We start from the raw sequence: 17,818 nt of genomic DNA, 5'->3' as shown, positions 1-17,818 counted from the left end.
TGTCGGTTCTGCGCCGCCCCCCGCAGCATCGGCGGCGGCCGTTCCCTTCGGTCTTCGCATGTGCGATAAAAACCGGGACGCTGACGATGGGAGAAACGCATGATCCGGAACGGCGCCATCATCGCGTTGCGGCACGGTTCGATGACGATCACCGCGACACCCGACTGCGGTGGTTCGCTGGCAAGTTGGACCCTATCCACGCCCGATGGTCCGGTCGAGCTGTTCCGACGCGCCTCCGACCGCGCGCTGGCCGGCAATTTCGCCCCGGACATGGCCTGTTTTCCTCTTGTCCCTTTCTCCAACCGAATCGGCGGCGGTCGGTTCGTCTTTCAGGGACGGGAGGTCGTGCTTGCCACCGATCCCGGTTCGCCGCATCGGATCCATGGCCATGGCTGGTCCCGTCCATGGAGCGTGGAAGCCGTGACCGACGACGCCCTGCGCATGGAGCTCGTCCACCGCTCGGACGAGTGGCCGTGGAGCTACCGCGTGGAGCAGACCGTGGCTTTGGACGGTGAAGGGCTGAGCGTCACGCTCGACCTGACGAACGAGGCGGACAGTGATATGCCGGCGGGATTGGGGCTGCATCCTTATTTCGTCAAGACGCCGGGCAGCTACCTGACCGCCGACGTGCGTGCCGTCTGGGACAATGACGACACCATCCTGCCGTCACGCCGCCGCAACCTTCCCGCCGCTTGGGACTTTCCCCATGGCGTGGTCATGGACCATGTGGCGCTGGACAATGGCTTCACCGGTTGGTCCGGCACCGCGACACTCGATCGCCCACGGGAAAGGGTGCGCCTGACCATGATCGCCGACGGTCCGGCCGGCCACCTGATCGTCTACGCGCCGCGCGGCGAGTCCTATCTGTGCCTGGAGCCGGTCACCCATATGACCGACGCGCTGAACCGCCCGCAGGAGGCCGATGCCGGCATCATCGCCCTTCCGGCGGGGGAACGGCTGTCGCTGACCGTCCGCTTCCTGCTGTCGCGAACCTAGCGGTCGGCACCAGACGGTCGGTCATGGCGGATCACGTCCCCGGCTTGGAGCCGAGTTCGCGGGCCAAGCCGATGAAGGCCGTGAAGGCAGCCGACGGGTTGCGCCGGCCTGGATTGCTTCGTCCCCGACGCGGTCGTCAAGGACGAAGGCCGGACATGATCGTGCCGAAACCATAACCGGCACCGAATACGTCATCGACGGCGGGATTGTTCCGACGGCGTAGGCTGCGGGCGGAGTGCGGTCCCTCCCGTTCCCCTCGTCAGCGGCAGCGGACGAACTCGGCGGCGAAGGTAGAGGGCGGCGCCATCCGCAGGACCAGCCGGTCGAAGCGCGCCGAATCGGCGGGCAGCAGCCGCAGGATGGCCAGCGGAGCCGGCGCCTCCTCCATCGTCCCGTCGGGCTCGGCCGGCTGCACGGCGACACTCTGAACCGGATCGCCCTCCGCCGCCAGCCTGCCGGTCAGCGGGAACTGGGGAACCCGCGGATCCACTGCGGTCAGACTCCGGTCGGCACCGATCTCCAGATAGGAAGCGCGGCAATCGTCGATGGCGGTGCGGTCGTTCGGATCGGCCTTGGCCCAGCGACCGGTCAGCGTCGACAGCGCAACCTTGCGGTTGATCGGCGGCACCTGCGGCGGCGGCGCGGCGAATTGGCGGGCGGCGGCACCGGTGATCGACAACGGCAGGTCGGTGATCGGACGCGACCGGGCCTGACGCTCCGTCTCCAGCGCCGTCATGCGCTGGTGGATGACGCGCAGCAGGCAGTCGCTGCGCAGCTTGACTGATTTGGCGTCGGCCAGATCGGCAGCGGTCACCTGGCAGGCCTCGTCCCTCCGCGCCCGCCAGACGGTCTGACCGGCCTCGATGGCCGCACGCCCGCTGTCGTCGGTGGTGGCGCCGAGCGCCGCCAGCGCCGCGTCCATCGCCGCGACGGCCGCCGCCAGTTTGGGGTCGCGGCACATCAGCTGCGCCGCCGGCGCCTCCGCCGCGTCGCAGTCCGGGGCCGGCGCCTCGGGAACCGCCACCTCGGGAGAGGGGGTGTCCGCCGGAGCGGAAAGGACCGGGACTGCAGTCAGGACCGCGAGCAGGGAGCCGGCGGCCAGGAGACCACCAACCAGGGACAGGGCGCGCATCGCAGGAAACCTTGGGTAAGGAAGCGGAACGTCACGAAGCGGGGAAAGCCTCCAGCACGGCCTTGACCTGACGCTGGAAATCCTGATCGGTGCGATAGCGTGTCACGACCGACTTGTCACGCTCCACGAAAAACAGCATGTCGTCGCGCCTGGGCAGCATGCGTGCATTCGGTTTGTCCAACAAATCGCCATTCCAGTCGATCCGAGCCATGAAATAGACCGCGCGGGCGAACAGCATGAACAGCTTATTGTCGGGTGCGAGTCTCTCCCTTCGCAAAAGCGCGAAATAATAGTAATTTCGGCCATGGAAATAGTTGACGTAGATCGCCTGGAGTGCAGCGAATCTTTCGTCGGGATTGTTGACCTTCTTGATCTGTTTTTCCAGCCGGAAGCCGGCGAAGAAATATTCCCGCGCTTCGTGCTCGAAGGAGAAGGCGCTGCCCTTGATCAGCGCCATCTGCTCGCCGTACCGCTTCAGCGCCCTGGTCATCAGCAACTCGATGAAGCGCCGTTCCGCTGCCAGCGTGTCGGGGATGTTCGGCAGCAACTCGAACACATGGCGCAGATGGTAGGGATGACGTACGACGATGACGGGAACCGACAATTTCTTGCGCGGTGCCGGCGCCCGCTTCTCCGCCACCAGCGTGACGGCCGGCGACAGCGATGCCATGGTGGCCTGGATCGTGTCATGCAGCTTCCAGCGCAGCCGGGTCTCGGCCGACTGGCTTCCCAGGTTCATCCGGGCGAGCAAACGTTTCATCCGGCTGCCGAACGTCTCCTTCGGCAGCTTGTGCGTCGGCAGGTTGGGAACCACCAGAGGATTGCCGAGAATGTCGGCAGGCGGCGGCAGCGGCTTGAAGTTGAAATATTTTCCGGTGACGACGCCCCGCCCGGCACCGCCGGGGCCGGCATCGCCCATCCCGCCTGAACCGCGGTTGCCGTCCGTGAATGAAGAAGCCGCCACCGACACCATCCAGACGCGAAACCCCGTCGCAGCGATACCACCTTCGCAAAGGATATAAAGGGTAACGCGAACGGAAGAAAGCCGCAGCACGCGTCATCGGCAACTTCGTGACTTTTTCGCAACTGCGGTAGGATCGGCATCGGGGTACCCTGTCGGGCGGGGTTTTTCGGTGTTACCGTTGCTGAGGCGACCCTGGGGTTAACTGGGGCGCGACCATTTCGAACAGGCATGAGGCGGGGTTTTCCATGGCGATCCACGTCGCGCTGAACCACAAGACGATCTATCGCTACGACCGGCCGGTTTCCCTCGGTCCTCAGATCATCCGGCTGCGTCCGGCGCCCCATTGCCGGACTCCGATTCTCAGCTATTCCCTGAAGGTCACGCCGAAGCAGCATTTCCTGAACTGGCAGCAGGACCCGCAATCCAATTTCCAGGCCCGCTTCGTCTTCCCCGAGAAGACGCGCGAGTTCATCGTCGAAGTCGATCTGGTCGCGGAGATCGCCGCCATCAATCCCTTCGACTTCTTCCTGGAGGAGAAGGCGAACCACATCCCCTTCGCCTACGACGACTGGCTGGAGCGCGAGTTGCGCCCCTATCTGGAGACGGAGGAACCGGGGCCGGAGCTGGCCGCCTATCTCAAGGACATCCCGCGGGAAAAGGCGCCGACCATCGACTTCCTGGTCGCGGTGAACCAGCGCCTCCAGCAGGACATCGGCTACGTCATCCGGATGGAGCCCGGCATCCAGACCTGCGCGGAAACGCTGACCAATCGCACGGGATCCTGCCGCGATTCGGCATGGCTGCTGGTGCAGATCCTGCGCAACCTCGGGCTGGCCGCCCGCTTCGTCTCGGGCTACCTGATCCAGTTGACCGCCGACCAGAAGGCGCTGGACGGCCCGTCCGGACCGGACAGCGACTTCACCGATCTGCATGCCTGGACCGAAGTGTTCCTGCCCGGCGCCGGCTGGGTCGGGCTGGATCCCACCTCCGGCCTGCTGGCGGGCGAAGGGCACCTTCCCTTGGCCTGCACGCCGGACGCCTCCTCGGCCGCTCCGATCTCCGGCATGGTCGACGAGGCGGAGGTCGAATTCGGGCACGAGATGTCGGTCACCCGCATCTACGAGGCGCCGCGCGTCACCAAGCCCTACAGCCCGCAGCAATGGTCGGCGATCGAGGCGCTGGGTCACCGCGTCGACGAGGATCTGAAGGCCGGGGATGTCCGGCTGACCATGGGCGGCGAGCCGACCTTCGTGTCCATCGACGACATGGAAGGGGCCGAATGGAACACCACGGCGCTGGGACCGCAGAAACGGAAGCTGGCCGCCGACCTGATCCACCGGCTGATGGCGCGTTTCGCCCCCGGCGGTCTGCTGCATTTCGGCCAGGGCAAATGGTATCCGGGCGAATCGCTGCCGCGCTGGGCGATGACCGTCTACTGGCGACGCGACGGCGAGGCGCTGTGGGCCAACAGCGACATGCTGGCGCGCGAGGACACCGATTACGGCCACACCGCCCAGGATGCCGGCGTCTTCCTGATGGCGTTGGCCAAGCGGCTGGGACTCGATCCCAATCTGGTGCTGGGTGCCTATGAGGATCCCTGGCATTACCTGCGCAAGGAATCGCAGCTGCCGATCAACGTCGACCCGCTGGACAGCAAGCTGGAGGACAAGGAGGAGCGCGAACGCCTGACCCGCGTCTTCACCCGCGGTCTGGCCGAGCCGGTGGGCTTCGCCCTGCCGATCAACCGCCGCATGACCCAGCAGGGCCCGATCTGGCTCTCCAGCACTTGGCCGCTGCGCCAGCAAAGGCTGCTGCTGGTCCCCGGCGACAGCCCGGTCGGCTACCGCCTGCCCATCGGGTCCCTGCCCTGGGTGTCGAAGGCCGACTACCCCTACAGCTGGGAGACCGACCCGTTCGAGGAGCGCGGTCCCCTTCCCCCGCACCCGGTCCAGCGTCGCCGGGAAATCCGCGGCGCCGTTCAGGAATCCGACCGCGGCGTCCACACCGACAAGCGGATCGCCCAACGCCAGCGCATCATGGCGGAAATCCGCGACGAACTGCCGGAGGAGGGCAAATCCGCCTGGTGGATCGTCCGCACCGCGCTGACCTGCGAAGCGCGCAACGGGCGTCTGCACCTGTTCATGCCGCCGATGAGCACGCTTGAGGACTATCTGGCGATGCTGGCGGAGATCGAGGCGACGGCGGTCGAACTGGAGATGCCGGTCGTCATCGAAGGGTACCAGCCGCCGAAGGATCCGCGCCTCAACTCGCTGGCCGTCACCCCGGATCCCGGCGTGATCGAGGTGAACATCCATCCGGCCCACAGCTGGGACGATCTGGTGCGCAACACCGTCACCCTCTACGAGGATGCGCGCCAGTCCCGCCTGGGTGCGGAGAAGTTCATGATCGACGGGCGCCATTGCGGCACCGGCGGCGGCAACCATGTCGTGATGGGCGGCGCCAGCGCGAACGACAGCCCGTTCCTGCGCCGGCCCGACCTGCTGCGCAGCCTGATCACCTACTGGCAGAACCACCCTGCCCTGTCCTACGTCTTCTCCGGCCTGTTCATCGGCCCGACCAGCCAGGCCCCGCGCGTCGACGAGGCGCGCGACGACCAGCTCTACGAGCTGGAGATCGCCTTCAACCAGATCGACCATGCGGCGGCGACCGGCAACTGCCCGCCCTGGCTGGTCGACCGGGTGCTGCGCAACCTGCTGGTCGACGTGCAGGGCAACACCCACCGGGCCGAGTTCTGCATCGACAAGCTCTATTCCCCGGACAGCTCCACCGGCCGCCTCGGCCTCGTCGAGTTCCGCGCCTTCGAGATGCCGCCCCATGCGGAGATGAGCCTGACCCAGCAGCTGCTGATGCGGGCGCTGGTCGCGCGCTTCTGGAAGCACCCCTACAAGGGCCGGCTGGTGCGCTGGGGCACGGATCTGCACGACCGCTTCATGCTGCCGCACTTCCTCCAGCAGGACATGGCCGACGTGCTGCAGGAGCTGCGCGACCAGGGCTATGCGCTGGAAGAGAACTGGTTCGCACCACACTTCAACTTCCGCTTCCCGGTCTACGGCCATGTCAGCCAGCGCGGCATCACCATGGAACTGCGCATGGCGCTGGAGCCCTGGCATGTCCTGGGCGAGGAGCAGGGCGGCGGCGGCACGGTGCGCTATGTCGACAGCTCGGTGGAGCGGGTGCAGGTCCGCGTCACCGGCCTGATCGATGCCCGCCACGTCATCACCTGCAACGGCCGGCGGGTTCCGCTGGTCCCGACCGGAGTCGAGGGCGAGTTCGTCGGCAGCGTGCGCTACCGCGCATGGCAGCCCCCGTCCTGCCTGCATCCGACGATTCCCGTCCACACCCCGCTGATCTTCGACATCCTCGACAGCTGGGCGGGCCGGTCGATCGGCGGCTGCACCTATCACGTCATGCATCCCGGCGGCCGCAACTACGACACCGTCCCGGTCAACGCCAATGAGGCCGAAGGGCGCCGTCTGGCCCGCTTCTTCCCCTTCGGCCACACGCCCGGCCCGATGGACGTGCCGGCAGAGGAACGCAACCCGCAATTCCCGATGACCCTGGATTTGCGGCGAGGCTGATCCCCGGTGCGGTGCATGCGGGAAACGGCGGATACGCCGCCGCCGCATGCACCGCACCGCTTCTCCACGCCTTCCACCGCCCACACCCGGGGTTTGCGCTCCTCACTCGAAGGATGAGGGTAAAGGGTATCAATCTATTTTTCGACATCATCCTCCAATAGTATTGCGCGCATAACGATTATCGGTACTACCCTCTTCGGTCGAAGGCTCATGCGCCAAGCCACCGAAAAAGGGAACAAGAGGGATGAAACTTCCCGTTCAAGCGACCCTGGCCGCCACTGCGCTGCTGCTCAGTTCCTGCGCCGAACCGCCGAAGCCGCCCCGCCCCGTTCCGGTGAATCCGCCGGTGGAGATCAATGGCTTGTGGTACCTGGACCAGGGTTGGTCCCAGGAGGCCCGGCAGTGGTACTACAACGCCACCCAGGGCTCGCAGATCATGCGCTATGACTGGTTCATGGCGCTGGAAGATCCGCAGACCAAGCAACCCTTCGCCAAGAGCATCACCCGGTACGGCTATGCGGCCGGCACGCCCGGCAGCTGGAACCCCAATCTCCTGCCCGTGGGCTTCGTCAAGGACACCGATCCCGACAAGACCGCCTGGTTCGGCATGACCTGCGCCGCCTGCCACACCGGCGACGTGACGGTCAACGGCAAGACGATGCGCATCGACGGCGCCGTCACCACCGGCGACCTGTTTGGATTCATCAGCGGGCTGAGCAATGCGGTGCATGCAACCGTGGGCAGCGACGCGGCCTTCCAGCCATTCGCCACCCGCGTGCTGGGCGCCACGGCGACCGACCAGCAGAAACTGGCGCTGTTCGACGGGCTGAAGGCCTTCGACCAGTCCTTCGCCGCCTTCGTCGCGGCCAGCACCCCGGATACGCCCTGGGGATCGATGCGGACCGACGCCTTCGGCATGATCTTCAACCGGGTGTCGGCCATCGATCTGAACCTGCCGAAGAACAACCGCGCGCCGAACGCTCCGGTCAGCTATCCCTTCCTCTGGGACGCACCGCACCAGGCGCGGGTGCAGTGGAACGGCCTGTTGCCCAATGCTACTGCCTTCGACGCCCTTGGCCGCAACGCCGGCGAGGTGCTGGGCGTGTTCGGCAAGGTGACGTTGAAGCCGCCGGCCGACGCGGCGCATTACTATTACAAGTCGACGGTCCGGGGGCGGAACCTGGTCGACATGGAAAATCAGCTGCGCAAGCTGCGCTCTCCCGTATGGCCGGACAGCCTCGCCGGCGACGTCGACATCGTCAAGGCGGCGGCCGGCGAGTCGATCTACAAGGAAAATTGCGAGAGCTGCCACGCCATTCTGCCGCGCGGCGAAACCTATACCACCGCCCCCATCCAGATGGTTCCGCTGTTCAACTGGGCGCAGCCGGACAACGCCAAAGCGGTGATCGCGGCCTTCGGCACGATCTGCACCATGGGCGTCGATGCCGCCGTCACCGCCAAGATGATCACCGTCAACTACGCCGCCGATCCGAAGATGGCTGTCGATGCGCTCTGCCGTCAGGTCGACACCGGTGCCATCGCCAACGTCGCGATGCCACCGCAGCTGCTGGGCGGCAAGCCGCTGAAGAACCCGGATCTCGCGGCGAACCTGCTGTCGAACGCGGTGATCGGCGCCATCTTCGGCGATCTGGTCCGCGAACCGGGGCTGCTGGCCGACCTGCTGAAGGGCGACGACGCCCCGGCGCCGTGGCTGACCGCCAGTGCGCCCGCCGGCTGGTCGCCGGAGTCGCTGACGAAGGAGGGCACCCTCGACACCACGCCCTTCGTGAAACCGGGCGCCAGGATGACCGCCGACCACCAGAAGGTGATCGCCGCCCTGACCGGCCGGGGCCGAACCAAGCCGACCGTCGGCGCCATTCCGGCCGGTGGCCGCGCGGCGACCGCACAGGCGAAGGCCAGCGCCGCCGCGCCGTCGGCCGCCGCCACCGCCGGTACCGCGACCTCCGACGAGGAGGCGCTGGCCGGCACCATCAAACAGCTGCTGGCCTACAAGGCGCGTCCGCTGGACGGGGTTTGGGCGACGGCTCCGTTCATGCACAATGGTTCGGTCCCGAACCTGTATGAAATGCTGCTGCCGCCGTCCCAGCGGGCGGCGACCTTCCGCATGGGCAGCACCTCCATCGACCCGGTCAAGGTCGGCGTGGATTCGTCGGCCGCGGGCGCCACCTTCGTCTATGACACGACGAAGCCCGGCAACCGCAACACCGGCCATGAATTCGGAGCCGGCCTCACCGACGCGCAACGCTGGCAGCTGCTGGAATACCTCAAGACGCTCTGACCGTCCCGGCATCTCCGCAACATCCGGCAAGCCGGAGCGTCGCCTTGGGCAACGCTCCGGCTTTTTCCTTGCTGCGGAGGAGGTTGCGATCAATCCGCCGGAAACCGGAACGCCACGGAATCTTTCCTCTTTCGGATGGATCCCGGGGCCGCGATCCTTGCATCGCCGGGCGGGGACGTTCAGACTGTTGCTTCCTTCATAGGCAAAACGCACCAGTCCGACCTTGTCCCAGCCCGATCAGCCTTTCCGCGCACCGGCATCCGCGATCCCGTCCGGGATGCCGCCGGTCCCCTTCACCCAGGGATCGCTGTTCGGCGAGGCCGATGCCATTGGCTACGGCTCGGGGCAGGTCTATGACGAGATGGTGAACGGCCAGGGCCGGCTGCGGCCGCACTGGCAGACCTTCATGAGCACGCTGGGACCGCTCGACGCCGACCAGATGGCGCAGCGGTGGGAGGAAGCGCGGCGGCTGCTGCACCAGAACGGCGTCACCTACAACATCTACGGCGATCCCAACGGGATGGAGCGGCCCTGGCCGCTCGACATGATGCCGCTGCTGCTGCCGGCGCATGAATGGAAGGCCATCGAATCGGGGCTGATCCAGCGCGCGTCGCTGCTGAACGCCATCCTGACCGACCTGTACGGGCCGCAGACGCTGACCCGCTACGGCCGGCTGCCGCCGACGGTGATCCATGCCGATCCCGGCTTCCGCCGGGCGGTCCACGGCATCCGCGTGCCGAACGACGTCCATCTGCATTTCTATGCCGTCGACCTCGCCCGTGCGCCCGACGGGCGCTGGTGGGTGCTGTCCGACCGCACCCAGGCGCCCAGCGGCAGCGGCTACGCCCTGGAAAACCGCGCGGTCATCGCCAAGGTGCTGCCCGACAGCTTCCGCCACTGCCAAGTGGAGCGGCTGACCGGCTTCTTCGACACCTTCAAGGAAACGCTGCTGTCCATCGCGCCGCGGACCAGCGCCGCCGGCCGCTTGCCGCGCGTGGTGCTGCTGACCCCCGGCCCCTACAACGAAACCTATTTCGAGCATGTCTATCTCGCCCGGTATCTCGGCCTGACCCTGGTGGAAGGAGCCGACCTGACGGTGCGCGACCGGACGGTCTATCTGAAGACCCTGTCCGGGCTGGAACAGGTGGACGTCATCCTGCGCCGGCTCGACGCCGATTTCGCCGACCCGCTGGAAATGCGGGCAGACAGCTCGCTCGGCGTCGCCGGGCTGATCGAAGCGGTCCGGGCCGGAACCGTGGTGATGGCCAACGCGCTGGGGTCGGGCCTGATGGAATCGATGGCGATGAAATCGTCGCTGCCGACGCTCTGCCGCCATCTGCTGGGAGAGGAGCTGCGGCTGCCCGGTGTCGCCAGCTGGTGGTGCGGCAACGATGCGGAGCGCGCCTACGTCATCGACCATCTCGACGGCCTGGTGATCAAGCCGGCCTTCCCCTCTTTGTCCTTCGAACCGATTTTCGGCACCCAGTTGTCGGCCGCCGAGCGCTCGGCCCTGGTCGAGCGGATCAAGCGCCGTCCCTGGTATTTCGTGGCGCAGGAGCAGATGGCGCTGTCCACCGCCCCCGTCTGGCAGGACGGACGGCTGCAGCCTCGTCCGCTGGTCCTGCGCGCCTTCCTGTGCGCCACGCCCAGCGGCGGCTATGCGGTGATGCCCGGCGGCCTGACCCGGGTGTCCACCGAATCCGGTCGGCTGGTGGTCTCGATGCAGAGCGGCGGCGGCAGCAAGGACACCTGGATCCTGGCGCCGCGGCGTGCCGACGTCGCCTCGGCCCAGCCCCGCCCCGCCCTGGCGAACGAGCCGACGTCCAGCGGCGCCCGCCCATCCGCCAACGACCTGCCCAGCCGGGTCGCCGACGGGCTTTACTGGCTCGGCCGCTATGCCGAGCGGGCGGAGGGGGCGCTGCGCCTGCTGCGCGCGACGCAGAGCCGCCTGATCGACAGCAACATGCCGGGCGCCACCCTGCAGGTCCGTCCGCTGCTCGACCTTCTCTGCTCGCTCGGCATGATCCCCGCGGAGATGGCGCGGTTGACGGAGAGCGGCCCCAGCCGCGGCCTGCGCGAGGCGCTGCAGGCGGCCGTGGGCGATCCGGACCATCCCAACAGCCTGCGGTCCCATGTCCTGCGGCTGCACCGCACCGCCTATTCCGTGCGCGACCGGTTGTCGATGGACATGTGGCGGGTGGTGTCGGCGATCGACCGCCAGACCCAGCCGCCGAAAGGCCGGATGGACGCCGCATCGCTGCTGCTGCGGCTGGACGACGTGATGATCACGCTGGCCGCCTTTTCCGGCCTCGAACAGGAGAGCATGACCCGGGGAGCCGGCTGGCGCTTTCTCGACATCGGCCGGCGGATCGAGCGGTCGCTGCATATGATCGCGCTGATGCGCGGGGTTCATATCGCCGACCTCGACCGCCAGGACGAGCCGCTCCAGGCCGCCACCCTGTCGGTCCTGCTGGAGTTGGGCGAGAGCGTGATGACCTACCGGGCGCGCTACCTGACCAGCGTGCTGCGCACGCCCGTCCTCGACCTGCTGCTGGGGGAGGAGGCCAACCCGCGCGCGCTTGCCTTCCAGCTGGCGGCACTCGACCGGCACATGCGGGCTTTGCCCAGCCAAGGTGTCGGCACCGGCGCCGATCCGACCGGCGGAGCGCTGGCCATCGTCGCCGCCGCGCGCAATGGTCTGGAACGCTCCGACGCCATGGCATCCAGCGAGGCCTTGCGTGCGCTTCTGGACACGCTGGCGATGTCGTTGCCGGACGTGTCCAATTTCCTGGCGCATGCTTATTTCAGCCATGCTTTCGCACGATCGGCCTGACGCGATGACGCCTCCCCCCTCCGGTTCCGTTCAAGGGGACAGCGCCCCCTCCACGCGCTACCGCGTGCGGCACGCCACCGCCTACGACTATGGCGAGGATGTGCCGATCTCCCACCATCTTCTGCACCTGACCGCCCGGCCGCATCCGTACCAGCGAATCCGGCGCAGCCTGCTGACCATCGACCCGGCTCCGGCGGTAAAGACGGAGCGGGTGGATTATTTCGGCAACACCGTCACCTATGTCGCCGTGCAGGAGCCGCACCGAACCTTCTCGGTGATCGCCGAAAGCGAAGTGGAGGTGTTCGAACCGCCTGTTATAAAGCCCGACTCCGCCCCGGCATGGGAGCAGGTGCGCGACAGCCTGCGCGGTCTTTCCGGACCGGACGACGGGGCGGAGATCACGCAATATAGTTTCGACAGCACCCTGGTCGCCGCCAGCCCGGACTTGCTGGCTTATGTCCGCGACAGCGTCACGCCGGCCCGTCCGGTGATGGCGGCAGCCATCGATCTGATGAACCGGATCAATCGCGATTTCGCCTTCGACCCCAGCGCGACGACCGTCGCAACCCCGCTGGCGGCGGTGATGCGGAACCGTCGCGGCGTATGTCAGGATTTCGCCCATATCGCCGTCGGTTGCATGCGCTCCGTCGGCCTGCCGGCGCGCTACGTTTCGGGTTATCTCCGCACCCTGCCGCCGCCGGGACAGCCGCGACTGGTGGGGGCGGACGTCAGCCATGCCTGGGCATCGGTTTGGTGCGGGACCGTCGCCGGCTGGCTCGATATCTGCCCGACCAACGCCTGTGTCGCCAACCGCGACTTCATCACCGTGGCATGGGGGCGTGACTACAACGATGTCAGTCCGGCGCGCGGCGTCCTGGTCGGCGGTGCCGGTCACGGTCTGACCGTCAGCGTGGATGTCGAACCGCTGGATGTCGAGTCGACGGAAGACTGACCGGCGGCGGCATTCCCGCGCCGTTCCGCCGCCTCAAGCCCTCTGCGGCAAGCCCAGCATTCTGTTCAACGTCTCGCAGATGGTGCGCGGGTTCACCGGCTTGCTGAAGATTTCCAGCGGCTTCCAGCGCTCGTGCGTCAGATCGCTGTCCTGGTTCAGGTAGCCGGTCATCACCACGACCGGCAGGGTCGCATCGCGTTCGCGGATTTCACGGATCAGCGTCTGGCCGTCCATGCGCGGCATGCGAAGATCGGTCACCAAGGCGTGCACCCGCTGGCTGACATAGCGTTCCAGCGCCTCCACTCCATTGGCTGCGACGGTCACGCGGAACCCCCTGAGCGACAGGAAATCCTCCAGCGCCATCGCCGCCAGGACCTCGTCCTCCGCAATCAGGATATGAAACGGATCAAGCATGCGAGAACTCCCTGTCGGCTGAGGATACCGGTTGGCTCGGCAAGGTTATGGTGAAACGGACGCCGCGGCGTCCGCCTCCTAATTCGACATTGCAGGCATCGACCCGCCCGCCCATGCCGTCGATGATGCCGTATCCGATCGACAGGCCGAGGCCGGAGCCCTTGCCGACCTCCTTCGTGGTGAAGAAGGGGTCGAAGATATGCGGCAACACCGCGGGGGCGATGCCGCCACCGTCGTCGGTCACCTGAATGACCACGTTGTGCCCGCTCCGGTCGTCACTGATCGCCACCATGATGCGCCCTGCCGCAGCGCCGGTTGCGCGAAGCGCAACGATGGCATCGCGCGCGTTCGAAAACAGGTTGAGTATCACCTGCTCCAGTTCAAGGGGACGTCCAGTCACCGGCAGTTGCGCCGAGGTGGCACTCTCGATGATCTCGATGTCTTCCATCCCATATTGGTGACGAACCAGTTCCACCGCGCTCTGAATGCAATTTGCCGGCTGGAATGCCTGCATGCCGCCGCCGTCCCGCCTACCGAAGGTGCGGACATGGTCGATCAGCTTGGCCATGCGGTCGGTCTGCTCGATGACCAGCTTCAGGGCACGCTCGGCGCGTGCGGGATCAAGCAGATTTTCCTGCAAGCGGGTCAGGGTGTTCTCCGTCCACAGCCGGATGACGTTCAACGGCTGGCTCATCTCATGAGCCATACCGGCGGCCAGCGTGCCCAGCGTCACCATCTTGGAAGTCTGGATCACTTCCTCCTGCAGCCGCTTGCGCTCGGTGACGTCACGGCCACTGCCGAGAATCCGCACCACGCGCCCCGCGGCATCCTTCACCGGCACCAGCACGGTATGGAACACCCGCTGCCCGACCGGGAGATCCAGCGTCTCCTCGTAATCAACGCTCTCGCCGCGATCACGGCACAGGGAATAGCGGGGGATGATGGCGTTCGCCACCTCCGGACCCAGCGCATCGCGGACATGTTGGCCACGCAGCCGTTCCGGATCCAGCCCGGTTGCCCGCGCCAGCGCCGGATTGATCGCCTCGAAGGCGAAGTCGCCGTCGGGTTCGACCCGGACGATGAACAGCGCCTCCGCCAGATTGTTGAAGAAGCTGGAATAGCGGTTTTCCATCTCCCGCCGGGTCGCGACCTCCTGGGCCAGTGCACGGTTGCTGGCCTCCAATTCCCGCGGGCTGGGCAGAGCCAGCAGGCGCGGCATCAGCCACCAGAGCGCCGCCGCGGTGCCCAGCGAGGCGAAGGCGGTGATCAGCTTCACCAGCCCTTCCAGGACATAGTCGGGGGTCCACAAGGTCCAGACCGACAGGAAATGGGTGGTGCCGCAGGCGATGATGAACAGCGCGAACAGCAGCGCCACCCAGCCGAAGGCCACATCGCGGCGCCGCAGGACGAAATAGGTCAGCGCTACCGGAATCGAGAAATAGGACAGGCCGATCAGGATGTCGGACCCGACATGCAGCATCAGGATGTCGGGGCGCCAGAGCAGGCAGACGCCATGGGGTACGAAACCGCCGGTATCCAGGAGTTCGTCAAATCCCAGCGCCATGTCCGCCTCTTTCCCGACCCAGCCCGTCCGACGGAGGACCTTGATTACGTGTCGAAACCGTCGGATGCACTCGCACACGTTCCGTCAGCGGGCGGACCCCGTCAAGCCGGCAGTCCGTCCAGCCGGATCCGCACAGGATTTTCCGATGGAGCGACGCCCGTCCGCGCCGGTTGCGGCGCAACGGGCGCCGTTGTCAGGCGGCGGTGTGAACCTTGCGGTTCTGTTCGCGGGTCTTCAGGAATCGCAGGGCCGGGAAATCCTCCTGTGCGCGGTTCAGGTGCCAGGCATTGCGCGCCAGGAACACCAGGGCGCCGTCATGATCCTCCGCCAGTGCCGAGCGGTTCAGCTCGATGAACTTCTCCAGCTGCACCTTGTCGTCGGTCTCGACCCAGCGGGCGGCATCCAGACCCGCCCCCTCGAAGCGGGCGGCGATGCCGTATTCCGCATCGATTCGCGAGGCCAGAACCTCGAACTGCAGCTGGCCGACGACGCCGACCACCCAGTCGGCCCCGGTCAGCGGCTTGAACACCTGGGAGGCGCCCTCTTCGGCGAAATGCTCCAGAGCCTTGCGCAGATGCTTCACCCGCATCGGGTCGTCGGGACGGACACGCTGCAGCAGTTCCGGCGCAAAGCTGGGCACGCCGGTAAAGCGCAGATCCTCGCCCTCCGTCAGCGTGTCGCCGATGCGCAAGCTGCCGTGGTTGGGAATGCCCATGATGTCGCCCGGCCACGCCTCTTCCGCCACCTCGCGGTCGCGGGCCAGGAACAGCACGGCGTTGTTGACCGCCATCAGCTTGCCGGAGCGGATGTGCTTCAGCTTGGCGCCGCGCTTGTAGCGGCCGGAGCAGAGGCGGACGAAGGCGATGCGGTCGCGGTGGTTGGGGTCCATGTTGGCCTGGACCTTGAACACGAAGCCGGTGACCTTCTCCTCGTCCGGCTCGACCGTGCGCGGATCGGCCGGCTGCGGGCGCGGCGGCGGCGCATTCTCAGCCAGACCGGACAGCAGTTCGCGCACGCCGAAATTGTTGATGGCGGACCCGAAATAGATCGGCGTCAGGTGGCCGGCGCGATAGGCCTCCAGGTCGAAGGCCGGCATCAAGCCGCGCGCCATCTCGACCTCTTCGCGCAGCTTGGCGACGGCGTGGGCGGGCAGCAGCTCGTCCAGACGGGGATCGTCCAGGCCGTTGCACTCGATGCCCTCGTCGATCTCGTCGCCCTTGCTGCGGTCCATCAGGATCAGCCGGTCGCGGATCAGGTCGTAGCAGCCGAGGAAATCGCGGCCCATGCCGATCGGCCAGCTGGCCGGAGTCACCTCCAGCGCCAGGGCGCTCTCGATCTCCGAGATCAGGTCGAAGGGATCGCGCGCCTCGCGGTCCATCTTGTTGCAGAAGGTCATGATCGGCACGTCGCGCAGGCGGCAGACCTCGAACAGCTTCAGCGTCTGCGCCTCGATGCCCTTGGCGCCGTCGATCACCATCACCGCGCTGTCGACCGCGGTCAACGTGCGGTAGGTGTCCTCCGAGAAGTCCTCGTGGCCCGGCGTGTCGAGCAGGTTGAAGGTGCGCCCGTCATAGTCGAAGGTCATGACGGAGGCGGTCACGGAGATGCCGCGCTCGCGCTCCACCTTCATCCAGTCCGATTTGGCGCGACGCTGCTCGCCGCGCGCCTTGACGGCGCCGGCCATCTGGATGGCACCGCCGAACAGCAGCAGCTTTTCGGTGAGCGTGGTCTTGCCGGCGTCGGGGTGCGCGATGATGGCGAAGGTCCGACGGCGGGAGACGGCGTCCTGAAGTTCGGACATGCGCTAAGTCCCGTGACGTGAAGGCGTTATTCGATGCGAACGGCGAAAAGGGCCGGCAGGCGAAACACGCCCATCGGCCCCTGTCGCATTACATAGCAGTGCGGGCCCAGGGATTCCAGAGCCTTTGCCCCCCGTCTTACAGGGCCAGTTCGGCGATCTGCACCGCGTTCAGCGCCGCGCCCTTCAGCAGCTGGTCGCCGCAGACGAACAGGTCCAGGCCGTGGTCGCCGAAAACAATGTTGGTACGGATGCGGCCGACCTCGACATCATACTGGCCGGTGGCGTTCAGCGGCATCGGGTAGGCGCCGTTGGCCGGATCGTCCACCACCTTCACGCCGGCGGCATCGGCCAGGACGGCACGGGCGGCGTCGGGCGTGACCGGCTGGAGGGTCTCCAGCGTGATCGCTTCGGAATGCGCGCGATAGGTCGGGATGCGGACGGCGGTGCAGCTGAGCAGGAGATCGGGGACCTCCATGATCTTCCGCGTCTCCCACGTCACCTTCATCTCCTCCTTCGTGTAGCCGTTCTCCTGGAAGGCGTCGATCTGGGGGATCAGGTTGAAGGGGATCGGGTGGCGGAACACGCTGTTGGTGACCGGCTTGCCGTCCAGCTGGTTGCGCGTCTGCTCCTCCAGCTCGGCCATGCCCTCGGCGCCGGCGCCGCTGGTGGCCTGATAGGTGGAAACGATGGCGCGCTTGATGCCGAAGGCCTTGTGCAGCGGCCCGAGCGCCACGACGGCGATCGCCGTGGTGCAGTTCGGGTTGGCGATCAGGCGGGACCCGGCGGCATACGCCTCGCGGAAGACGTGGGCATTGATTTCCGGAACGATCAGCGGAATGTCGGCGTCGTAGCGGAAGGCGGAGCTGTTGTCGATCACCAGCGCACCGGCGGAAGCCAGTTCCTTGGCATGCGCCTTGGCGAAATCGCCCGACACCGCCAGCAGGACGACGTCATAGCCCTTCACCACCGCGGCATCGAAGGCCTGCAGGGTCAGGGCGCCATAGGGGGTTTCCTGCACCTTGCCGGCGGAGCGTTCGGAGGCGAACAGGCCGAGTTCGGCGACCGGGAAGTTACGGTCGTGCAGAACCTTGACCATCTCGCGGCCGACGGCGCCGGTGGCGCCGACCACGGCGACGCGGAGGGACTTGGAAGAAGCGGAGGCGTTGTTGCTCATGTCGGGGTTCCGTCCTGTCTGTCGCACTGTTGATCGGACCGGCCTATCGGTCGTTCGGACAGCGGACCCCGGATACGACGAGGCCCCGTC

The 17,818-nt window shown here is 66.8% G+C and carries 11 protein-coding genes; 5 read left to right on the top strand and 6 right to left on the bottom strand.

The window, feature by feature from the left end:
- The first annotated feature begins 99 nt into the window (after positions 1–99).
- A complete protein-coding gene (locus tag JHL17_RS30595) occupies positions 100–996 on the top strand; it encodes an aldose 1-epimerase (protein ID WP_200198370.1) in 897 nt (298 codons plus the stop codon).
- Between the two features lie 259 nt (positions 997–1,255).
- On the opposite strand, the gene JHL17_RS30590 is transcribed toward JHL17_RS30595, so the two are convergent.
- Positions 1,256–2,128 (bottom strand): lysozyme inhibitor LprI family protein, encoded by an 873-nt coding sequence (locus tag JHL17_RS30590; protein ID WP_200198369.1) that lies wholly within the window; start codon positions 2,126–2,128, stop codon positions 1,256–1,258.
- A gap of 31 nt (positions 2,129–2,159) precedes the next feature.
- Positions 2,160–3,182, bottom strand: coding sequence for a hypothetical protein (locus JHL17_RS30585; protein WP_345773911.1), 1,023 nt, complete (start codon positions 3,180–3,182; stop codon positions 2,160–2,162).
- A 155-nt stretch (positions 3,183–3,337) separates the two neighbouring features.
- Here JHL17_RS30585 and JHL17_RS30580 point away from each other — a divergent pair, with 155 nt between their 5' ends.
- The 4 genes from JHL17_RS30580 to JHL17_RS30565 all read left to right on the top strand — a co-directional run bounded on the left by JHL17_RS30580 (position 3,338) and on the right by JHL17_RS30565 (position 12,775).
- Positions 3,338–6,691 (top strand): transglutaminase family protein, encoded by a 3,354-nt coding sequence (locus JHL17_RS30580; protein WP_200198368.1) that lies wholly within the window; start codon positions 3,338–3,340, stop codon positions 6,689–6,691.
- A 244-nt stretch (positions 6,692–6,935) separates the two neighbouring features.
- Entirely contained in the window at positions 6,936–8,990 is a 2,055-nt protein-coding gene (locus tag JHL17_RS30575; protein WP_200198367.1) for a di-heme-cytochrome C peroxidase, read from the top strand.
- Positions 8,991–9,267: 277 nt separating this feature from the next.
- Entirely contained in the window at positions 9,268–11,823 is a 2,556-nt protein-coding gene (locus tag JHL17_RS30570; protein WP_200198366.1) for a circularly permuted type 2 ATP-grasp protein, read from the top strand.
- Between the two features lie 4 nt (positions 11,824–11,827).
- Positions 11,828–12,775, top strand: a complete 948-nt coding sequence (locus JHL17_RS30565) for a transglutaminase family protein (RefSeq protein ID WP_200198365.1) — start codon at positions 11,828–11,830, stop codon at positions 12,773–12,775.
- Positions 12,776–12,808: 33 nt separating this feature from the next.
- Here the strand turns inward: JHL17_RS30565 and JHL17_RS30560 are convergent, their stop codons facing one another.
- From JHL17_RS30560 to JHL17_RS30545, 4 genes are all read right to left on the bottom strand, one after another.
- Positions 12,809–13,189: a response regulator gene (locus tag JHL17_RS30560; RefSeq protein ID WP_200198364.1), complete on the bottom strand. Its 381-nt coding sequence runs from the start codon at positions 13,187–13,189 to the stop codon at positions 12,809–12,811.
- Positions 13,182–14,753: a sensor histidine kinase gene (locus JHL17_RS30555; protein ID WP_200198363.1), complete on the bottom strand. Its 1,572-nt coding sequence runs from the start codon at positions 14,751–14,753 to the stop codon at positions 13,182–13,184. The genes JHL17_RS30560 and JHL17_RS30555 overlap by 8 nt, the downstream gene beginning before the upstream one ends.
- Before the next feature lie 193 nt (positions 14,754–14,946).
- Positions 14,947–16,554 carry a peptide chain release factor 3 gene (locus JHL17_RS30550; protein ID WP_200198362.1) on the bottom strand — a complete coding sequence of 536 codons (1,608 nt, stop codon included), beginning with the start codon at positions 16,552–16,554 and terminating at the stop codon, positions 14,947–14,949.
- 136 nt (positions 16,555–16,690) lie between these two features.
- Positions 16,691–17,728, bottom strand: coding sequence for an aspartate-semialdehyde dehydrogenase (locus JHL17_RS30545; RefSeq protein WP_200198361.1), 1,038 nt, complete (start codon positions 17,726–17,728; stop codon positions 16,691–16,693).
- Positions 17,729–17,818 lie beyond the last annotated feature (90 nt).

The organism is Azospirillum endophyticum (genome assembly GCF_016595245.1).
Classification (GTDB): Bacteria; Pseudomonadota; Alphaproteobacteria; order Azospirillales; family Azospirillaceae; genus Azospirillum; species Azospirillum endophyticum.
The sequence above is the reverse complement of the archived record's forward strand: the minus strand, read 5'-3'. Positions and strand labels throughout refer to the sequence as shown.